Annotated in this window: 26 protein-coding genes; 6 read left to right on the plus strand and 20 right to left on the minus strand. The window is 29.8% G+C overall.

Going from position 1 to position 21,117, the window contains the following annotated elements:
- Positions 1-5 precede the first annotated feature (5 nt).
- The 16 genes from rpsH to rpsJ form a co-directional block, all read right to left on the minus strand.
- Positions 6-395, minus strand: a complete 390-nt coding sequence (gene rpsH, locus IPP08_08220) for a 30S ribosomal protein S8 (protein QQS65759.1) — start codon at positions 393-395, stop codon at positions 6-8.
- Between the two features lie 44 nt (positions 396-439).
- A complete protein-coding gene (gene rpsN, locus IPP08_08225) occupies positions 440-709 on the minus strand; it encodes a 30S ribosomal protein S14 (GenBank protein QQS65760.1) in 270 nt (89 codons plus the stop codon).
- Between the two features lie 32 nt (positions 710-741).
- Positions 742-1,344 (minus strand): 50S ribosomal protein L5, encoded by a 603-nt coding sequence (gene rplE / locus IPP08_08230; protein QQS65761.1) that lies wholly within the window; start codon positions 1,342-1,344, stop codon positions 742-744.
- Between the two features lie 22 nt (positions 1,345-1,366).
- Positions 1,367-1,732, minus strand: coding sequence for a 50S ribosomal protein L24 (rplX, locus tag IPP08_08235; protein ID QQS65762.1), 366 nt, complete (start codon positions 1,730-1,732; stop codon positions 1,367-1,369).
- A 38-nt stretch (positions 1,733-1,770) separates the two neighbouring features.
- Positions 1,771-2,139 (minus strand): 50S ribosomal protein L14, encoded by a 369-nt coding sequence (gene rplN, locus IPP08_08240; protein QQS65763.1) that lies wholly within the window; start codon positions 2,137-2,139, stop codon positions 1,771-1,773.
- 61 nt (positions 2,140-2,200) lie between these two features.
- Entirely contained in the window at positions 2,201-2,500 is a 300-nt protein-coding gene (rpsQ, locus tag IPP08_08245; protein QQS65764.1) for a 30S ribosomal protein S17, read from the minus strand.
- A 29-nt stretch (positions 2,501-2,529) separates the two neighbouring features.
- Positions 2,530-2,733, minus strand: a complete 204-nt coding sequence (rpmC, locus tag IPP08_08250; protein ID QQS65765.1) for a 50S ribosomal protein L29 — start codon at positions 2,731-2,733, stop codon at positions 2,530-2,532.
- A gap of 23 nt (positions 2,734-2,756) precedes the next feature.
- The gene (gene rplP, locus IPP08_08255; GenBank protein QQS65766.1) at positions 2,757-3,173 is read right to left on the minus strand and encodes a 50S ribosomal protein L16; all 417 of its coding nucleotides are present in this window, start codon (positions 3,171-3,173) and stop codon (positions 2,757-2,759) included.
- A 52-nt stretch (positions 3,174-3,225) separates the two neighbouring features.
- A complete protein-coding gene (gene rpsC, locus IPP08_08260; GenBank protein ID QQS65767.1) occupies positions 3,226-3,864 on the minus strand; it encodes a 30S ribosomal protein S3 in 639 nt (212 codons plus the stop codon).
- 28 nt (positions 3,865-3,892) lie between these two features.
- Complete coding sequence (gene rplV / locus IPP08_08265; protein QQS65768.1) at positions 3,893-4,234, minus strand: 50S ribosomal protein L22; 342 nt, start codon at positions 4,232-4,234, stop codon at positions 3,893-3,895.
- A 66-nt stretch (positions 4,235-4,300) separates the two neighbouring features.
- The gene (gene rpsS, locus IPP08_08270; GenBank protein QQS65769.1) at positions 4,301-4,567 is read right to left on the minus strand and encodes a 30S ribosomal protein S19; all 267 of its coding nucleotides are present in this window, start codon (positions 4,565-4,567) and stop codon (positions 4,301-4,303) included.
- A 34-nt stretch (positions 4,568-4,601) separates the two neighbouring features.
- On the minus strand, positions 4,602-5,444 hold the full coding sequence (gene rplB, locus IPP08_08275) for a 50S ribosomal protein L2 (protein ID QQS65770.1): 843 nt from the start codon (positions 5,442-5,444) through the stop codon (positions 4,602-4,604).
- Between the two features lie 38 nt (positions 5,445-5,482).
- The gene (rplW, locus tag IPP08_08280) at positions 5,483-5,776 is read right to left on the minus strand and encodes a 50S ribosomal protein L23 (protein ID QQS65771.1); all 294 of its coding nucleotides are present in this window, start codon (positions 5,774-5,776) and stop codon (positions 5,483-5,485) included.
- A 19-nt stretch (positions 5,777-5,795) separates the two neighbouring features.
- On the minus strand, positions 5,796-6,419 hold the full coding sequence (gene rplD / locus IPP08_08285; protein ID QQS65772.1) for a 50S ribosomal protein L4: 624 nt from the start codon (positions 6,417-6,419) through the stop codon (positions 5,796-5,798).
- 28 nt (positions 6,420-6,447) lie between these two features.
- Positions 6,448-7,074 (minus strand): 50S ribosomal protein L3, encoded by a 627-nt coding sequence (gene rplC / locus IPP08_08290; protein QQS65773.1) that lies wholly within the window; start codon positions 7,072-7,074, stop codon positions 6,448-6,450.
- Positions 7,075-7,129: 55 nt separating this feature from the next.
- Positions 7,130-7,438, minus strand: a complete 309-nt coding sequence (gene rpsJ, locus IPP08_08295; protein QQS65774.1) for a 30S ribosomal protein S10 — start codon at positions 7,436-7,438, stop codon at positions 7,130-7,132.
- Positions 7,439-7,852: 414 nt separating this feature from the next.
- Here rpsJ and IPP08_08300 point away from each other — a divergent pair, with 414 nt between their 5' ends.
- The 6 genes from IPP08_08300 to IPP08_08325 all read left to right on the plus strand — a co-directional run bounded on the left by IPP08_08300 (position 7,853) and on the right by IPP08_08325 (position 15,011).
- The gene (locus IPP08_08300; protein ID QQS65775.1) at positions 7,853-9,943 is read left to right on the plus strand and encodes an insulinase family protein; all 2,091 of its coding nucleotides are present in this window, start codon (positions 7,853-7,855) and stop codon (positions 9,941-9,943) included.
- Between the two features lie 93 nt (positions 9,944-10,036).
- Positions 10,037-11,404: an ATP-dependent Clp protease proteolytic subunit gene (locus IPP08_08305; protein ID QQS65776.1), complete on the plus strand. Its 1,368-nt coding sequence runs from the start codon at positions 10,037-10,039 to the stop codon at positions 11,402-11,404.
- Positions 11,405-11,540: 136 nt separating this feature from the next.
- Positions 11,541-13,157, plus strand: a complete 1,617-nt coding sequence (locus tag IPP08_08310; protein ID QQS65777.1) for a BamA/TamA family outer membrane protein — start codon at positions 11,541-11,543, stop codon at positions 13,155-13,157.
- 216 nt (positions 13,158-13,373) lie between these two features.
- Positions 13,374-14,168 (plus strand): inositol monophosphatase, encoded by a 795-nt coding sequence (locus tag IPP08_08315; protein ID QQS65778.1) that lies wholly within the window; start codon positions 13,374-13,376, stop codon positions 14,166-14,168.
- Positions 14,169-14,300: 132 nt separating this feature from the next.
- Positions 14,301-14,546 (plus strand): RNA-binding protein, encoded by a 246-nt coding sequence (locus tag IPP08_08320; GenBank protein ID QQS65779.1) that lies wholly within the window; start codon positions 14,301-14,303, stop codon positions 14,544-14,546.
- A gap of 219 nt (positions 14,547-14,765) precedes the next feature.
- On the plus strand, positions 14,766-15,011 hold the full coding sequence (locus tag IPP08_08325) for an RNA-binding protein (GenBank protein ID QQS65780.1): 246 nt from the start codon (positions 14,766-14,768) through the stop codon (positions 15,009-15,011).
- A gap of 70 nt (positions 15,012-15,081) precedes the next feature.
- Here the strand turns inward: IPP08_08325 and tsaD are convergent, their stop codons facing one another.
- The 4 genes from tsaD to IPP08_08345 form a co-directional block, all read right to left on the minus strand.
- Positions 15,082-16,113, minus strand: a complete 1,032-nt coding sequence (gene tsaD, locus IPP08_08330; GenBank protein ID QQS65781.1) for a tRNA (adenosine(37)-N6)-threonylcarbamoyltransferase complex transferase subunit TsaD — start codon at positions 16,111-16,113, stop codon at positions 15,082-15,084.
- 58 nt (positions 16,114-16,171) lie between these two features.
- A complete protein-coding gene (mpl, locus tag IPP08_08335; protein ID QQS65782.1) occupies positions 16,172-17,563 on the minus strand; it encodes a UDP-N-acetylmuramate:L-alanyl-gamma-D-glutamyl-meso-diaminopimelate ligase in 1,392 nt (463 codons plus the stop codon).
- A gap of 103 nt (positions 17,564-17,666) precedes the next feature.
- Positions 17,667-19,232: an NADH-quinone oxidoreductase subunit N gene (locus tag IPP08_08340; protein QQS65783.1), complete on the minus strand. Its 1,566-nt coding sequence runs from the start codon at positions 19,230-19,232 to the stop codon at positions 17,667-17,669.
- Positions 19,233-19,402: 170 nt separating this feature from the next.
- Positions 19,403-21,037, minus strand: coding sequence for an NADH-quinone oxidoreductase subunit M (locus IPP08_08345; protein ID QQS65784.1), 1,635 nt, complete (start codon positions 21,035-21,037; stop codon positions 19,403-19,405).
- Positions 21,038-21,117: the final 80 nt, after the last annotated feature.

Raw genomic sequence — 21,117 nt, forward strand, 5'->3', positions numbered from 1 at the left:
CTGAATTACCAAATATAACAAATAACCTCACCACCAATTTTTTTATAGCGTGCTTCTTTATCTGTCATTAAACCTTGAGAAGTACTAACAATTGCTAAGCCTAATCCATTTTTTACTCTTGGTAAATCTGAATATTTAGCATACTTACGTAAGCCTGGACGGCTAATACGCTTTAGCTCTATCATTGCTGATGATCCGTTTACATAACGAAGCATCAATCGTAATGTACCTTGAGGACCTTCGCTTAATTTCTCAAAATCTTCAATAAAACCTTGATTTTTAAGAATTTCTGCCATCTTAGCTTTTAGATTAGATGCAGGTATATCAACTGAACGATGACGTGCTGAAGCTGCATTGCGAATCCGAGTTAAAAAATCTGAAATTGGATCTGTCATAATCTATTTATGTCTACCTGTGTTCTGTTTGTTAATTGTTTATTTTACCAACTTGCTTTACGTAACCCTGGGATCTTACCTTCTAGTGCTAATTCACGTAATTGATTCCTACAAAGTCCAAATTTTCTATAATAACCTCTTGGACGACCTGTTAATGAACATCTATTTCGAATCCTATTTTTAGAACTATTTTTTGGTAATTTTTGTAAAGATTCATTATCACCAACTGCTTTATATTGAGCCCGAAGCTCAGCATACTTTTCTACCAATTTTTTGCGCTTAACTTCTCGCGCTTTTAATGCTTCTCTTGCCATTTATATTTATATTAATAATGTCTTGTTAAGTATTAATTTCCGTCACCTTCCTTCTTTCTAAAAGGGAAACCAAGTTCTTTTAATAAAGCAAAAGCTTCTAAATCAGTTTTTGCGTTTGTTACAAAAGTGATATCCATTCCATTTATTTTTGGAACTTTATCAATATTAATTTCTGGAAATATTATTTGTTCTTTAATTCCCAAAGAATAATTTCCTCTTCCATCAAATGATTTATCTGAAAATCCTCTAAAATCTCTTATTCGAGGAGATGCAATTGAAACGAATCTATCAAAAAATTCATACATTATTGCTCCTCTTAGAGTTACCATTGCGCCTATACCTTGCTTTTCACGTAACTTAAAGTTTGAAATCGCTTTTTTAGCTTTTGTAATAACTGGTTTTTGTCCAGAGATTTGTTGAATTTCATCAGCAGCACTTTGAACTAATTTTGCATCACCAGTTGCATCACCAACACCTCTATTTATCGAAATTTTAAGCAACCTAGGTGCTTGCATTACATTTTTGTATCCAAATTGTTTAACCATATTTGGTACAACTTTTTTTCTATAATGTTCAATAAATCTGGGCTTAACAGCTTCAGCTGTTACTTCAATTGCATTTTTTTCTTTAGCCATTTTTCAGAATAATAAGTTCTATTTATTTTTTAAGTTCAGCACCTGAACTTTTTGCAAAACGTATTCTAACAATCTTACCACTTTTCTCATCTTTCAATTCTTTTATGCCAACTCTTGTTGGTTCACCTGTTTTAGGATCTGATAACATTATATTTGAAGCATGAATAGGGAGCTCTTTATTATGTATTCCTCCATCAGGGAAGTTTGGATTAGCTCCTTTTTTATAACTACGTTTAACAACATTTACTCCTTCAAGAAGTACTCTATTATCCTTTGGATAAACTTCTAAAACTCTTGTTTTTTTCCCTTTATCATCTCCGGTAATTACGACTACATCATCACCTTTACGAATTAATGGAAGCTTGTATGATTTGTTCTTTCCTTTCATCTTTTAAAAATAAAATACAAAATTAAATATCTTCTTGATTATAAAACTTCCGGTGCTAAAGAAACAATTTTCATATAACTTTTTTCACGCAATTCACGTGCTACCGGACCAAAAATACGAGTCCCAATTGGGTCACCATTTGCATTTAATAAAACTGCTGCATTTTCATCAAATCTGATATAACTACCATCTTTACGTCTAGTCTCTTTTCTTGTTCGTACAACCACTGCTTTTTTTACCTCACCTTTTTTAACGTTACCACCTGGTATTGCTGTTTTAACAGACACTACAATAACATCACCTACCCCAGCGTATCTACGTTCATGTCCACCTAATATTCTAATACATCTAACTCTTCTTGCACCAGAATTATCAGCTACAACTAAATCACTTTCTTCTTGTATCATTTTATATAATAAATTTAAATTTTACTATGAAATTATAGAATAAAAACTGGAAGGTATATCCTTATTTAACTTTTTCAATTACAGCATCTAAAATCCATCTTTTGTTAGCACTTAAAGGTCTAGTTTCAATTATTCTTACAGTATCTCCAATTGAACAAATATTGTTTTCATCATGAGCCATAAACTTTTTTGATTGTTTCAAGTATTTATGATACAAAGGATGTTTTACTTTACGTTCTACTCTAACAACAATTGATTTTTGCATTTTATTAGATACAACTAATCCCTGCCTAACTTTACGATTAGAACTTATTGACTTTTCTGTTGTAGAGTTTTCTGTTGTGTTTATTATTTCTGACATAATATATTCCTTATAATAATTTAAAATAATTATTTCTGTAATTCACGTTCACGTAAAATAGTTTTCATTCTAGCCATATCGCGACGAACTGTACGAATAGTAGCATGACTTTCAAGTTGACCTAAAGTTTTTTTAAAACTCATTGTAACTAAATCAGTTTCATTTTTTTTAATTTGACTAACTATTTCATTAGTACTTAAATCTCTAATATCTTTTGATTTTGTCTGTTTCATCTATAATTAGTTAGTAATATAATTTATACTAAATCAACTCTTTTAACAACCTTTGTTCTTATAGGTAACTTATGACTTGCTAATCTTAAAGCTTCTAATGCAATGTCTGGAGAAACTCCATCAATTTCAAACATTATTCTGCCTGGCTTAACTACTGCTACCCAGAATTCAGGTGATCCTTTACCGGAACCTTGTCTTGTTTCTGCTGGTTTTTTAGTTATTGGTTTATCTGGAAATATCCTTATCCAAATTTTTCCATCACGTTTCATCTGACGATTTATAGCAATACGTGCTGACTCTATTTGTCTACTTGTTATCCATGCATCTTCCATTGCTTTTAAACCATATGATCCAAAAGCTACTGTTGCTCCACGATAAGATTTTCCAGATCTTCTCCCACGTTGGGTTTTACGATATTTTACTCTTTTTGGTAAAAGCATTTTTCAAAAATTTTCTAAAATTGAAACTAAATTAATCTAAGAATTTACACAACTAATCATTCTGATTCCCAATAACTTCTCCTTTACAAATCCAAACTTTAACACCTATAATTCCTTGTTTTGTTAGTGCAGTCGCGTAACCGTAATCTATATCTGCTCTTAAAGTATGCAATGGAATTCTACCCTCTTTATAACTATCTGTGCGAGCCATTTCAGCTCCACCTAATCTTCCATTCAAAATTATCTTGATCCCTTCAGCACCCATCCTCATTGTTGAAGCAATTGATTGCTTCATTGCACGCCTAAAAGAAATTCTCCCTTCAAGTTGTTGAGATATGTTTTCTGCAACTAAATAAGCATCAAGTTCAGGTCGTTTAATTTCATGAATTAAAATCTTAACATCTTTTTTGGTAATCTGGTGAAGCTCTTCTTCAAGTTGAGCTATTTCTTTACCAGATCTACCTATTACAACACCAGGACGAGATGTATGCAGCGTTAAACGCATTTGCTTTGCTGTACGTTCAATAACAACTCTGCTAACCCCAGCTTTTTTAAGACGATTCTTAAGGTACTTACGCACCATCATATCTTCAGTTAACTTTTCAGCAAAATTATTTTCATCATACCAATTCGCATCCCATGAGCGAATAATTCCTAATCTAAGTCCAATTGGATGTGTCTTTTGTCCCAAAATATTGTATCAGTTTTTATGTTTAAATTTACTTTGAGCTAACTATTATAGTTATATGATTTGAGCGCTTTCTCATTCTGTAAGCTCTACCTTGAGGAGCAGGTAACATTCTTTTCATTGTAATTCCTTGATTTACAAAAGCTTCTTTAACATATATTCTATCTGCATCAACTTTACCGTTTTCATCTTTATTCATCAAATTTGAAACTGCAGATCTCAAAGTTCTTTCTGCATCTATTGAAGCGTGATTTTGAGTGAATTTCAAAATACTAAGTGCTTCGTTTGCGTTTTTGCCACGTATCAAATCAATAACTAATCTCATTTTTCTTGGAGATGATCTGATATTTCTTGTTAATGCTTTAGCCTCCATTTATTTATACGATGTTCTTTACTTTATTACTATTTAAATTTATTAATTTTACAAGTTCAATAAAAACTATCTCTTATTTCCTGAATGACTTCTAAAAGATCTTGTTGGAGCAAACTCCCCTAATTTATGACCAATCATACCATCAGATACGAAAACTGGTATGAATTTATTTCCATTATGTACTGCAAAAGTATGACCTATAAAATCAGGAGTTATAGTACAAGCTCTAGCCCATGTTTTTAAAACTTTTTTTTGGTTTTGAGCATTTAACTCAGTAATTTTCTTTGCAATGTTATGATCTATATAAGGACCTTTTTTAAGCGATCTAGCCATGTATAATTAATAGATAAAATTATTCTAAAATGTATTATTTATTTGCGTGCCTACTCTTAACTATATACTTATTGTTAAGATTTTTCTTCTTTCTTGTTTTCTGACCCTTTGCATACAATCCCCAAGGAGACCGAGGATGCTGACGTCCACCTCCAGATTTAGAAGCTCCTTCACCACCTCCCATCGGGTGATCTATTGGATTCATTGCCATACCTCTAGTTTGTGGTCTAACACCTTTCCATCTTGTTCTACCTGCTTTTCCCCATGATATATTTTCGTGATCACCATTACTAACCTCTCCAATACATGCATAACAATTGTCACGAATTAATCTTGTTTCCCCAGAAGGTAATCTTAATTGAGTAAAACCAGCATCTCTTGAAGCTACTTGAGCTGAGGAACCTGCAGATCTACACATTTGAGCTCCCTTACCAGGTTTAATCTCTATATTATGAACAAAAGTCCCTAATGGAATTTTTCCAACTAAACAAGCATTTCCTACTTCAAATTCCACATCTGGTCCTGCAACAATTTTAGTCCCTACTTTCAAGCCTTCAGGAGCTATAATATATCTTTTTTCATCATCTGTATATTGAACTAAAGCAATACGAGCTGTACGATTTGGATCATATTCTATTGTTAAAACAACTGCTTCAACTCCAATTTTATTTCTTTTGAAATCAATTACTCGATATCTTCTTTTGTGTCCTCCACCACGATGACGTGAAGTTATTCTACCTGTATTATTTCTTCCTCCATGCTTTTTAATCGGTTCAAGCAAAGACTTTTCAGGTTTTGAAGCAGTAATTTCCTCAAAAGTTGAAGTTGCGTAATACCTTCTAGCAGGTGTATATGGTTTTGAAAAACGGATTCCCATTATTTTATCCTAAATCAGCTTGTTAGTTTACTTATTATTTAAACACTTTCACCTAAAATATCCAAAGTTTGACCCTTTGCAACAGTAATAATTGCTTTTTTTCTCCAATTAGTTTTACCTGAAATGACACCTGCTTTTGTAAAAATAGATTTCTTTTTTGGTTTAACTGTAATTGTATTAACTGATTCCACTTTAACGTTATACATCTCTTCGATAGCCTTTTTAATCTCAATCTTATTTGCAGATGGAACTACTTCAAAAGTATATTTCCCCATCCCATTTAATTTTGTATTTTTTTCAGACAATATTGGTCTTTTTAATACTTTTCTCATCGTTATAATATTTCTGAATTTATGAAAGTTGTTGTTTCAAAGTATCAATTGCACTTTGCTCTATCACTAAAATTTGATTATTTAGTAACTCATATGTAGAGGCGTTACCTGCTTCAGTAATAAGACATTTAGGAACGTTTCTTCCTGAATAATATACATTTTCTGAAGTTTTAGATACTAATATCAGCGATTTTTTTCCTGCAGGATTAATAGCTTTTAAAAAATTAGCAAAATTCTTTGTTTTCTTCTCCTGAAAATTAAGGTCTTGAATTACGATAATTTCATTACTTTTTACCTTTAATGCTAATGCAGATCTGCGAGCAAGTTGACGCATTTTTTTTGGCATATCTTGACGATAATCTCTTGGCTTAGGACCATGTATATTACCACCACCTACCCAAACACCAGAACGATTAGATCCAGCTCTAGCTCCTCCACGACCTTTTTGCTTCCATGGTTTTCTACCACCACCACGAACTTCCCAACGAGCTTTTACTTTACTAGTTCCTTGTCTTTGATTAGCTAAATACATCTTTACTGCTTGGTGCATTACTGCTGTATTTGGTTCAATACCGAAAACTTCTTCTGGTAAATCAATTGAACCTACTACTTTACCAACTATATCTAAAATATTTGTATTCATCTCTTAATTTATTAATTCTTAACTTAATTTAACTCTTGCGCACTTCAACATATGCTTGAGGTGCTCCTGGAATTGATCCTTTAATTACTAAAATATTTTTATCAGAAAGTAACTCAACAACTTCTAGATTACGAACTGTTGTCTTCTTACCACCCATTCTTCCTGCCATTCTAGTTCCTGGAAATACTCTTGAAGGATAACTTGATCCTCCAATTGAACCTGGATGACGTTGTCTATCTGATTGACCGTGAGTTTGCATACCTACACCCCTAAAATGGTGACGTTTCATAACACCTTGAAAACCTCTACCTTTACTATCGCATGTAATATGTACTTTTTCTCCCTTAGAGAAAATGTCACCGACATTTATTACATCGCCTGTTTTGTATGAAGAAATATCAAAAGATCTAACCTCTTTAATTAAATTAGCTAATCCATCTCCTGATTTACTTGCGTGTCCTATATCTGCCTTTGTAGCTCGACTCTCTTTTTTAGTACCAAAACCTAATTGCAATGCTTCATAACCATCGTTAGCAATTGTTTTCACCTGCATTACTTTACATGGACCCAATTCTATTAATGTACAAGGTATGTAAACACCTTGTTCACTATATATACCGGTCATCCCTATTTTTTTTCCTATTAGTGCAGACATTATTTATTTATTTTATTTAAACTTTTTTAATTAAAACCTTTTCTAATTAAAATTATTACACTTTAATTTCAACTTCAACTCCAGCAGGTAATTCTAATTTCATTAGAGAATCAATTGTTTTTGGAGTAGAATTTAAGATATCAATCAATCTTTTGTGAGACCTCTGTTCAAACTGTTCACGAGATTTTTTATCAACATGAGGCGATCTGTTTACTGTATAAATCGCTTTCTTCGTTGGTAATGGAATTGGTCCAGATACAACTGCACCAGTTTGTTTTACAGTTTTAATTATTTTTTCAGCTGATTTGTCAATCAAGTTATGATCATAAGATTTTAACTTGATTCTGATTGTTTGTGTACTCAATTTGATGATTCTTATATATTTTCAATTAACTACTGAATAAACAGAAGTATTATAAAACAGAAACTAATAAAATTTAATTTTGATATTCTGAATAATTTCTTTTTGCTTCGCAGTTCTATTAAGCTTTGATAAAACAATGTAGCATTTTATCTAAAAAGAATAAAATTGATTTCAACGAGTTTACTAACTTTACACTGCGCTCTTGTCATTTCGCGTTCTCTATTTATATAGGTCGGATAGAGCTGCCGAGAAGACTTTGAAACCAAAAAAGGAAAACCTAAATTTCAGAGCCGCGAATATATGAATAAGAATTTAATTAGAAAAACTTTTTTTAAATATAATTCTATTTTTTTTTTACAATTTTAAAAATTAATAATTTATCATAACTTGCGAATTATTATTAAACACTTTTTTATGAAAATCAGAAAATTATTCTTTGTAATAATTGTTGTATTTCTTTATCCTTTAAATCAGTATTCTCAACAGTTGGATATAAATAAACCTCCAGTTCCAGAAACCAATTCTAATTATATATACCCTTCATATGTTGAATATAATTTAAGAAATGGTTTAAAAGTATTTTTTATAAAAACGGACAAACCGTTAGCAACTATTAATGTAATGGTCAATGGTGGGAAATTGTCTGAAGAACTTGTTGGTACATCTGAGGTTTTAGTAAATCTAATTTTATTAGGATCTAAAAATAATTCTTCTACAAAATTTCAAAATGAAATTGATTTTAATGCTATTGATTTAAAAGCTCAAGTAACCGATGATGCATTTATATTTAATGCAAAATCCTTAAATAGAAATTTTAGAAAATTATTATCCCTTGTTTCAGAGTCAATTTCTAAACCTGCTTTCAATATTAAAATTTTTGAAGAGTATAAGAAGTATTACTCATCATTATTAATTACAAATACAGCAGATGCTGATTACTTATCCAAAATTGGAACAAATAAATTATTATTTGGTGAAACAAATCTTGGCAATATACTTTCTCCTGAACTAATTGATTATATGCAGATTGATGATGTTAATAAACTATATGAAGAAAATTTTTCATCTAAAAACTCTTCAATTGCTATTACTGGTAATTTTAATAAAGATCAATTATTAAAAGATTTAGAAGCAACCTTTGGAAATTGGAAAGTTGGTGAAAAAGTACTTTATGACAGACCAAGTTTTCCTGAATTTAAAGGGGGTGAAATTTTAATAATTGACAAACCAAATTCTGTTCAAAGTACCATTAAAGCTATTGGTTCTGGATTTAAATTTGACGATTCTTTGCGGATTAAATCAATTCTTTTAAATAATATAATTGGTGGTGTGAGTTTAAATAGCAGGCTTTCAAAAAACTTACGTGAAAAAAATGGTTATACTTATACTCCAACTTCTGAATTTTCAACAAATAGATTTACTAGTAACTTTATTACAAACGCTGAAGTAAGTAATATCCATACAGCTGATTGTATTAAAGAAATGCTATTTGAGTTTAATAAAATTCAGTTTGATTCATTATCAAAAGAAGAACTTAGCAGATTCATTAATTCAACTATTGGGAATTTTTATATAACATTAAAAAAGCCTGAAGAATACATCTCATTACTTCAGTCTTCATTCTTTTATAACATTCCAAAGGAATTTTATGCAAATTATATTGATATTATAAAGAGTATTACTTCTAATGATATTATTCAAGTTGCAAGAGATATTTTTAGAATGAATGCTGTATCTTTTGTCGTTGTTGGGAAATCGTCTGAGATAATACCTCAATTAGAAAACATAACTCAAAAGATATCTGTATATGATAAAAATTTATTGCCTATTAAAGTAGGTCCAAGATCTGAATCAAATTCAATTGCTAGGGACATTTGGTTTAAAATGTTAGATTCACTTGGAGGGGTTGACAAACTACATAGAATAAAATCTTTGAAAACTTCAGGAAATTTAATTTATAGTTCAAATATGATGTCTCATCCTTTAAAAGGTGAATATGTAAAAATTCAAACTATTCCATTTAAACAATATGAATTAATAGATTTAAAATTGTTTAGAATTGAATCTTTTTTAAATGAGAATGGAGGCTTTAAAGGAGAAGTAGGAAATATTACACCACTCACAAATGGGGAATCTAATATTTCTAAAACAATTGAACAGATTATTCCTGAAGCCTATTTATTAAATAATGATGCTCAATTAGAGTTTATTGGAAAAGTAAAAGTTGGAAAGAATAAAGAGAATTTTATTATTGATTTAAACTACCCTCGAATAGATATAGTTATAAGGTATGTTATTGATTCTGAAACATTTTTACCAATTTCTAAGACAATTAATGATAGCATTAAAACGAAATTTGATGATTGGAAATATTTACCGATACTAGGTATTAAACTCCCCCATTCTATTGAAATTAATCAATCTAAACTTGTTAAAATGAATATTTTTGACATTAGGTATGAAGCAAATATAGACTTAGATGAAAGAATCTTTTATCCAAAGTAATTTTGATTTTTATCAATAATTTTTTTTTAATATATTATCATCTTATTAACTTAAAGTTGTAGTTTTAAAAAAGATAAAATCAAAACTTAAAAAATGAAATCATTTAAAATTTTAACAGTTATAATTCTTTGTTTGAATTACTGCATTTCTATTGCTCAAACAGATACAAATAGAAACCTGAAATTAAACCCCTCAATTTCAAAAATATATATTCTCGAAATAAAGAATGAAGTTGATTTAGCAATGTCAATGTATGTTAAAAGGGGAATTTTAGAGGCTGAAAATAATAATGCAAATGGAATACTACTTCATATAAATACATTTGGCGGAAGGTTAGATGCTGCAACCGATATTAAAGATGCATTGTTAAACACTAAGATAAATGTTTATTCTTTTGTTGATAAAAGAGCCATAAGTGCTGGTTCACTTATTTGCCTGACTGCAAAAAAAATTGCTATGTCACAAGGATCTTCAATTGGAGCTGCAACCCCAGTACTTGGTGATGGAGTTAAAGCCTCAGAAAAAGTAGTTAGCTACATGAGGGGAGAAATGAGGTCAACTGCACAAAAGAATAATAGAAACCCAATTATTGCTGAGGCAATGGTTGATGAAAATATTAGTTTGAATGATTCTTTAAAAAAAGTTGGACAACTTTTAACATTAACCACAGATGAAGCAGTTGGTGTTGGTTATTGCGATACAGTTGCAATTGATATAATCGATGCATTAAATAAATTTGGTGTTAATAATTCAGTTTTAGTTAAAGTTGATTCTAGTTGGGATGAAACTTTAATTAGAATAGTAACTAAGCCATTTGTAAATTCTTTATTAATTATGCTTGGTTTAGGTGGACTTTTTTATGGTATAAAAACTGGACACTTTGGTGTTATAGCAGCAGTAGGGTTTTTATCATTAGCTCTATTTTTTGGGGCTCAATATATTGTTAAACTTACAAATGTTATTGAAATTGCTATGTTTGTTGTTGGTGTATTATTGCTCATACTAGAAATTTTTATTATTCCAGGTGTTGGTGTAACTGGCTTTGCAGGTGTTTTACTGGTTATATCCTCAATATTTTTAGCTATGTTAGGGTCTTTTAATTTGGTTGATTCTAATACTTTAAAGGGTCCTATTTATAGTCTTGCAGGTGGATTTGTTGGATTTTCTATTATAATATATTTTATAATAAAGTATATGCCAACTTCAAAAGCATTTGGAATGTTAACATTGCAAACTGTACAAAGTTCTAAAGATGGATTTTTAGCTGTTGAAGACTTTAAAAGCATGATTGGTAAGTCTGGCATTGTAATTTCTACACTTCGTCCTGCTGGTGTTGCTATGTTTGATTCTAAAAAATATGATGTAGTTTCTGAAGGAGATTTTATCAACAAAAAGGAGAAAGTTGAAATAATTCAAATTGAAGGTAGAAGGATTGTTGTTAGAAAAAATATTCCTTTTTAATTTGACATATCAGCCTAATAAAATTAACTATTAAAAAATATTCGAGAAATTTTCAACTTTTTCAAACAAAGTAAAGATTTTTATCTGATTTAAATAATATTCAATGAGATTAATTCACATAATTTTCCTATTGTTTTTGGTACATACAATAAAATGTTATTCTCAATCTACAACCAATTTTAAACCAATTTGTATTGTTGATTCTATTTATTATATTACTGATGAAGTATTTGATACATCTGGAATTGATTTGCCAATAGCAGGACCATTTTTAAACAAACTTCATGTAACAACTAAAATAAAAACAATACGATACAGATTGACTTTTTCTGAAGGAGATACGTTAAATCAGAATATTATAGATGAAACTGAAAGTGCTTTAAGAGGAGTAGGAATTTTTTCTGAAATTAAAATTACACCAATTTTAAAAAAATCTGAAAAATCTGATAATGATATTACTCATAGTGTAGTTGAAGTTAAAACTCGTGATGGATGGTCAACTCAATTAGCTTTTAGTTTTGATGTTGGAGGTGATAATGAAACTTATAAATTTTCTTTGAGAGAAATTAATTTATTAGGTTTAGGAACCGAGTTAAGTTTAAATAATGATTATACCACTGTAAACTCTAAAGGAATGGGATATGGAATATCATTTAAAGATCCTAATCTATTTGGTTCTAGGAACTCATTAGACGGTTTATTTTATACAAATCAATTTGAGAATACAATTAATCTAAACTTTTTAAAACCATTTTATTCAGATAAAGCAACAGAATCTTATAAAATTTCAACTAGTTACTTTAAAGGAAATAACTTTTTCTATACTCCTGATCCAATAAAAACTAAAAGACTATCCATACCAGCAACATTTTCTGGGCTTTCTGGTTGGTATGCAATTTCTAGTGGTGAAAATGATTTGTTTAGAACCGCTGGTTCTTTATCTTTTAGAGGCTCTTCTAGAGACAGTAGCTGGTCTCCATGGTATCCATTTGAAAATTCTATTCAATTATTTGGTGGCATTTCATCAACTAGAAGAAAGTTTATTCGCATTCCAAATGTTGAAAGTTTTGGATTATCACTTGTTCAAATAGGTGGATTTGGTCAAGTTACTTTGGGAAAAATTATTCCAATTAATAATGGGTTAGATAATGGCTTGTATATTGGTGCTGGAGTATCTCAGTCTTTTTATAAAAACAATTTTTATACTTTTATTGGAATTGAATCTGGAACTTCTTTATCTGGGAAAAAATCTAATATGACAATTGCAAGAACTTCTTTAAAAACAATATATTCTTTTAATAATTATAATTCAGTAGTTTTAAATTTTAATACATCAAACGTATGGAATTGGGATAAATACTTAGTTCAAAGATTAGATAACGGTAAAGGATTAAGAGGTTATGAATTATATTCTTTAGTTGGGGATAATAAAATAAATGCAAGTTTTGAATATAGATTTTTCCCAGATATAAAATTCTTATTCTTTACATTTGGTACAGTAGCATTTTATGATATTGGTTCAGTATGGACTCAGGGTACAAAAATAATAAATACTAAATGGCATTCAAGTGCTGGTTTGGGTTTAAGATTCACAAACTTATCTAGTCCTGTTGGTTTAGGTGTTATCAGGTTAGAAATACCTTTCAATTTTGATAAAGATAAATTAGGTCAATTAATAATATCAACTGAACAGCCATTTGATCTATTTGGGAAATTAGATTTTCAACCCCCTGCTCCTTTTTTAGTGAATTAAATTGTAGAAATTTAAAGTAACTAGTAATAAAAAAAGTGGCAGCAAATTTATATATTGCTGCCACCTGCTCCCACAGCATTTTTAAACGGAACTCCAACCCGAATAAAACTAATACAAAATACGAAATCAAGTACAATTACTAATCATTCAATCATTAATATTTTGTAAATATATGATACCATTTTGGTTATTTTGTTTCACAATAAATTTTAAAAAATGAATTTTAATAAAAAAGAATTGTTAGAAGTAGCAATTAATGCAGCAAATAAAGCTGGAGTATTGATAAAATCTAGATTTGGAGGTGAAATGGATATTAAATTTAAAGAAGGTGTTTATAATTTAGTAACTGAAATGGATATTGTAAGTGAAAATTTAATTAAAGAAATTATTAATACAAAATACCCTAACTCAAAATTCTTGGCTGAAGAATCTGGTGGTGTTTCGGATCTAAAAGATTTAACTTGGGTTATTGATCCTATAGATGGTACTGTAAATTATGCCCATGGAATTCCAATTTACTCGATTTCTATTGCAGCAGTTAATGATAATAAATCAATTGTTGGTGTTGTATATAATCCAGAAACAAATGAGATGTTTACAGCTATTCAAGGAGAAGGTGCATATTTAAATGGAAATAGATTAAGTGTTAGTAATTCTGATAATATCAATAATTCGGTATTAGTTACAGGGTTTCCATATAATATCTCAGATAATCCATATAATTGTATAGGTGCTTTAAACCATATGTTAAAATTAGGAGTTCCTATTAGAAGATTAGGTTCAGCAGCATTAGATTTAGCTTATACAGCTGCAGGAAGATTTGAGGCTTATTGGGAAGTTACTTTAAATGAATGGGATGTGGCTGCTGGAATACTGTTAGTTATTGAAGCAGGTGGTGTTGTTGAATCATATTCTAATGAATCAAATGATAACTTTATAATAACTGATAAATTGTTAGCATCAAATGGTAAAGTTAATAATCAAATGAAAGAAATTTTAAGATTGTATTAGCCTTCACCACTTAAAAAAAATAATTATTTTTTTATTTAAAATATTATTCTTAGTTTTGCTACTCAAATAACATTTTTTTCATTAGCGGTATTTTTGGGTAATTATCCAATAAATGCCAAATTATTTTTTATCATGAACATTTACGTAGGAAACCTCAGTTGGGGTGCATCAGAACAAGATCTTTTCCAAGCATTTTCAGCTTATGGAGAAGTAGTATCAGCTAAAATTGTTACAGACAAAATTACAGGTCGTAGTCGCGGTTTTGGTTTTGTTGAAATGGCTAACAATGAAGACGGTCCAGCAGCAATCGAAGGAATGAATGGTCAAGACATTCAAGGTCGTTCAATTAGTGTAAACGAAGCTAGACCAAGAAACTAAGTTACATTGAAATTCAAGTTCTTTATTGAAAATAAATTTCTTTAGTTACTTTAAACGCTCTTCAATTATTTGAAGAGCGTTTTTTTATCTATTTACTATTTGTAATAAATATTTTTTATTTTGAGATATCAATTAATTCTTATATTTGTTAATCAATTATCTATCATTAGAAGTGTAGTAAATTATACTGTTTATTATACAAAATTTAATTAATTTATCATGAATATTTACGTAGGAAACCTCAGTTGGGGTGCATCAGAACAAGATCTTTTTCAAGCTTTTTCAGCTTTTGGGGAAGTGGTATCAGCTAAAATTGTTACAGACAAAATTACAGGTCGTAGTCGTGGCTTTGGCTTTATTGAAATGGCTAACGACAATGAAGGTAAGGCAGCAATTGAAGGCATGAACGGACAAGATATACGTGGTCGTGAGATTACCGTTAATGAGGCAAGACCAAGAAACTAAGTTACATAGAAATTCTATTTTATTTTTGAATATAAATTTCTTGTATTATTTTTATGCCACTTGATTAATTTTAAGTGGCTTTTTTATTACTAATTATTTTAGCTCTAATCATATTAGACTTAGCAGTAATTGTTAAATCAGAAAATACTTTAGATTTATATTTTTCATAAGCAACAATACCTATCATAGCTGCATTATCAGTACTATAAATTGGTTTTGTAGTAAAAAATTCAATGTTCTTTTTTTTACAATTTATACTCATTAAATTCTTTAATCTTGAGTTTGCAGAACAACCGCCAACAACAACAATTCTTTTATTTCCTAAAATTTTACATGACTTTAATGTTTTCTTTATTAGAGTTTCTACAATTGCTTCTTGATAACTTGCACAAACATCATACAAATTCTGATCTGTTAAGAGTTGATTATCAAAATTATCCCTTAAAAAATATCTAAGAGCAGTTTTAATTCCACTAAAACTAAAATCTAATCCTGGTTTGTTTGTTAAAGGTCTTGGAAAATTGTATTTTAATGGATCTCCCTTTTTAGACAGTTCATCAATCATGGGTCCACCTGGATATCCTAATCCCAACATCTTTGCTCCTTTATCAAAAGCTTCTCCAGCAGCATCATCTCTGGTAGCACCTAATAATACATACTCACCAATTCCTTTAACATCATATAACAATGTATGCCCACCTGAAGCAACTAATCCAACAAAAGGAAATTCAACTTTGTTATCTATTAATACAGAAAGTAAATGGGCTTCAATATGATTTACTGAAATAAGAGGAATGTTTAAAGCAACTGATAACCCTTTTGCAGAGTTAACTCCAACTAAAAGAGATCCAACTAAACCTGGTTCTGTAGTAACTGCAATAGCATTTAAATCTGATAATTTAATTGATGAATCTTGAAGAACCTTTTTCAATGCAAATCCAATAACTTTCAAATGGGTTCTTGATGCCAATTCTGGAACTACACCACCCCATTCATTATGCTCTTTTTGGGAAGAAATAAATAAAGAAACAACCTTACCATCAACAACTACTGAGGTTGATGTATCATCACAAGAAGTTTCAATAGCAAGGATATTAACCAATTGATTATACTAAATTATAAATTAAAATTATTGGTTTTCATTTTTAAATTATTTATGATTAAACATCAAAAATATTTTTAATCTTATTATGAATATTATCAAAACCACCATTACTCATAACAACAACTACGTCATTTATTTTTAAAGTTTCTTTTAAATAATCAACAATACTTTCTGAATTTTTAAGGTAAAATGCTTCTTTACCTTTTGAATTCAAATCATCTATTATTTTTTTGGGATTTAATCTTTTATCTTCACTTAATTCATCTAATCTATCTATTTCTGAAAGAATTATTAAATTCGAATCATCAAAACAATCAACTAATTCCTTTTGAAATATATTCCTGCGTGTTGTATTTGATCTTGGCTCAAATACTGCAATAATTTTTTGATTAGGATGTTTAACTCTTAATGCCTTTAATGTTGCTTTTATTGCTGTTGGATGATGTGCAAAATCATCATAAAAATTTATACCACTATAAATACCTTTAAGTTCTAATCTGCGTTTAGTATTAACAAATGAAGCAAAAGCTTTATTAATAGTGTTATAATCTATTCCATGTTTCCTTGAAATTGCAATAACAGCAAGAGAATTTTTGACATTAAATTCACCTAACAAATTCAATTTAATTTCAAATTGAAAAATATCATTGAAATACAAATTATAAGTAGAATCTTTATCTGAATAAACTATATTTTCAGCTCTCCAATTACAATTAGCTGATAAACCAAATGTTTGAATTTCTGTATATGAATTTTCAATAACTTCAAGAGCATTCAAATCTTCTCCATTACAAACTATCAAACCATTAGAAGGTACAATATTAACTAGTCTTTTAAAAGATAATTTTATTTCATCTAAAGAACTAAAAATATCAGCATGATCAAATTCAACATTATTAATTATTAAATCACTAGGCAAATAATGAATAAACTTTGATCTTTTATCAAAAAATGAAGTATCGTATTCATCACCTTCAATTATTAAATATTCACTTAATTTATTGTATTGCCATCCAACTCCATAATTACCAAGAGCACCACCGATAATAAAATTTGGTATAAAATTTGAATTATCGAATACCCAAGCTAATAGTGAGGAAGTTGTTGTTTTTCCATGAGTTCCTGTTACTACTATAGAGTTTAATCCTTGTATAATTTCATGTTTTAATAGCTCACTCATTGAAGTGTAGCACAATTTATTATTCAAAACAAATTCAACTTCACAATTGCCGCGTGATAATTTATTTCCAATGACTATTAAATCTGGGTTAACTATATTTTTCTCTGAGAATCCTTCAAATAAAGTAACTCCTTCATTAATTAATATTTCACTCATAGGTGGATACATATTTTGATCGCTACCAGTTACAATATGTCCTTTTGACCTCATCATAAGTGCAACATTCCCCATTGCTGAACCACAGATTCCTATAAAATGGATTTTCAAATTATTATTTTATTTAAGTTTTGAATCTATCATAATCCATTAAAAAAATACCGCAATGTAAAAAAAAAATACATTGCGGTTTATATTATTCTGAAACAAAAATTTATTTAATCACACCACCAATCGATATAGAAACTTCTTGTAATAACCTTGTTAACATACCTAATGAATTTCCAGCTGTACCAACCAAAGGACCAAAAAAGTTTGGTAAACCTAGCAAAACAGATGCAACTGCAAAAACTCCTAAAACACCTAAAGTTGAATTATTGAAGGAAATTGGAGTTGTATCTTCATTTTTTTCTAGATACATAACTTTTATAACTCTTACATAATAGTATAAAGAAATTACAGAATTAATTACACCAACAACAGCTAACCAAAGCCAACTGCTTCCAGCTTGTATTACAGAACTGAACAAAAAGAATTTAGCTACAAAACCAGATGTTGGGGGTAAACCAACTAATGATATCATAAGTGCAACAATAAAACCACCAATAATTGGTACCTTGGGTCCTAAACCTTTAAAATCTTCAATTTCCTCAGAACCTATTTGTTCCGCAATTTTCTGAATCCCGAAAAATGCACCTAAATTCATTACTAAATAAATAGCCAAGTAAAACATAATTGCAGAAATTCCAGCAGGTGTACCAATAGCCAATCCCATTAACATATACCCTGCATGAGCAATTGATGAATATGCTAATAATCTTTTTAAATTAGATTGTTGAAGAGCTGCTAAATTACCCAAGGTCATTGTTAAAACAGCAATTCCAGCTATTATTGGTTTCCAGTTAAAAACCTCTATAGCAGTTGGGTAAGCAGTAACTATAAATCTTATTAATGCAGCAAACCCAGCAGCTTTAGATGCAACAGATAGGAACGCAGTTACAGTTATTGGAGAACCTTCATAAACATCTGGAGTCCAAGCATGAAAAGGAGCAGCTGAAATTTTGTAACCTAAACCAGTTAAAATCATAATACTTGAAAGTCCTAATGTGCTTATCATTGCACCACCTTTAACAGTACTTAACATCATATTTATTTCTGAATAGTTAAGTGAACCTACCATTCCATAAATCAAAGATATTCCAAACAACATAACACCAGATGCAACACCTCCATAAATAACATACTTCATGGCTGCTTCTGTTGATCTTGGTACTTTCTTTGTAAACCCAACTATTGCATATGAACTCAAAGATAGAACTTCAATTGCAACATACATCAATAATAAATCATTTGCACCAACTAATAAGAACATACCAAAAGTCATGCTAATTAATAAAGTATAATATTCTCCTAACCTAGGTGCTCCATCTTGATCTAATTCTTTAGATAAAAATGAAAATAATGTAACAATGGCAGCACATATAGAAATAAGAACTTTAAAATATATTGTAAAATTATCGACTACAATAATTCCAGCTCCATCTTTCTGCCAAGTTTGTTTAAATAGCCATTCACCTAAAAAAGAATTATTGGTAAGAGATTTTTGATCAAAAACAAAATAGGCAGTTAGAATAAAAGTAATTAATGCAATTACTCCTACAATTTTTTTGTTTGATAAAAAAGAATCTGCTAATACTGCTAATAAACAACCACAAGCTAACAAAAGTTCTGGCTTAAAGTTGAATAAAGTTGTAATTATAGAAGTAAAATCTATGTTCATTATGAACTATAATATTTATTAAAAAGAATCAAATTTAGAACCTAGCAAAAATCAACAAAGAATGAAATCAAAAAATTATCTTAAAAATTTACTTTAAAAAAGAAGTCTGAAATAAAACATCATATTATAAATTACAACATAAATAATTCATTATACGATATTGTAATAATTTACTTAATTAAATTAACAGCTGTTTGAGTTACTTGTGGTGCACTTTGTTGAACAAAAGTTACTAAAGCATTACAACTTGAATTCATCATATTTAAAATTGGTGAAGGCCAAATTCCTAATGCAACAGTTATCAAAGTAAGTGGAATCAACATTAACCATTCTCGTTTATCCATATCAGGTAATAGTTTTTCCCATTCTTTTGTTTTTAAAGTTCCCAAAAATACCCTTTGTAATAACCAAAGCATATAAGCTGCACCTAAAACAACACCTAGTAATGAAAATATTGTCCAGATTCGTGTATATTCATTTTTCCAAGCGCCTATGAATACAAATGATTCACTCCACCAACCAGACAAACCTGGCAGACCTAACGCTGCAAAAAAAGCTATTGCAACAATGAAAAAATATCCAGGCATTATGTTCGCTAATCCACCAAATTTATCTATAGTTCTATCATGAACACGGTCATAAACAACACCAACTAACAAGAATAGCATTGAAGTAATAGTTCCATGGTTAAACATCTGAAATACAGCACCACTAAACCCTATTGTATTCATAGATGCTAAACCTAATAGAACATAACCCATATGTGATACTGAAGAATAAGCAATTAGCTTTTTCATATCTTTTTGAGCCATAGCACAAAATGCTCCATATACAATACCAACAAAACCAAATATCGCTATTGACTGCATAACTCTTGGGTCAGAAGCCGCATCAGGAATTATTGAAAAACAAATTCTAAGCATTCCATAAGTACCTAATTTTAAAAGAACACCTGCAAGGATAACTGAAATTGGGGTTGGTGCTTCAACATGAGCGTCAGGCAACCAAGTATGGAATGGGAACATAGGTACTTTAATTGCGAACCCAACAAATAATGCGATAAAAGCCCAAAGCCGCATATCCGTTAAAGCAAATTTTCCAGCAACAGCAGGGGCAAGGATACTACCAGGTATATAATTTGCAGGATTCATCATTGCTAACATATCGAATGTATGTACTATTTCTTTACCAGTCCCAACATTTGATGAGTAATATAATCCAATGATTGCTAAAAGCATGAATACAGAACCAGCCAATGTATATAAAAAGAATTTTATAGCAGCATATTCCCTTCTAGGTCCACCCCAAACTCCAATAAGAAAATACATTGGTAATAACATAAGTTCCCAAAATACATAAAACAAAAAGAAGTCAAGTGAACAGAAAGTTCCCATAACTCCAGTATTTAATAGAAGCAACAATGCAAAATATCCCTTTTGGTTTTTACCAATTGTAAATGAACTTAAAGTTGCAACACAAAATACAATTGATGTTAGTAAAATCATTGGCATTGATAAACCATCTACCCCAAAGAAAAAATCAATATGAAGTTTACCTAAAACACCAGTGTTTAAATCTAACCATGGAATTTTAGTAACGAATTGCATACTTTTTGGATCATTAATTCCACCTAAAGAATTATCGAATGCTTTCCAAAGAACTAACGAAAGAACCAATTGCAAAACAGTAATACCTAATGATGTATAACGAATTGCAGATGTTGAATTTTTAGGAAGTGCAAGAACAACCACCATGCCTAATAAGGGCAATAGAGCAGTTAATAATAAAATTGTACTGTTGTCCATTTACTTAATTATCGATATATAAATTAAACTATTTTTTTAATCTTAAAAACTATTCTTATTAACAAATTTTCTAATCAACT

The sequence above is a fragment of the Chlorobiota bacterium genome (assembly GCA_016700335.1).
Lineage (GTDB): Bacteria > Bacteroidota > Ignavibacteria > OLB7 > OLB7.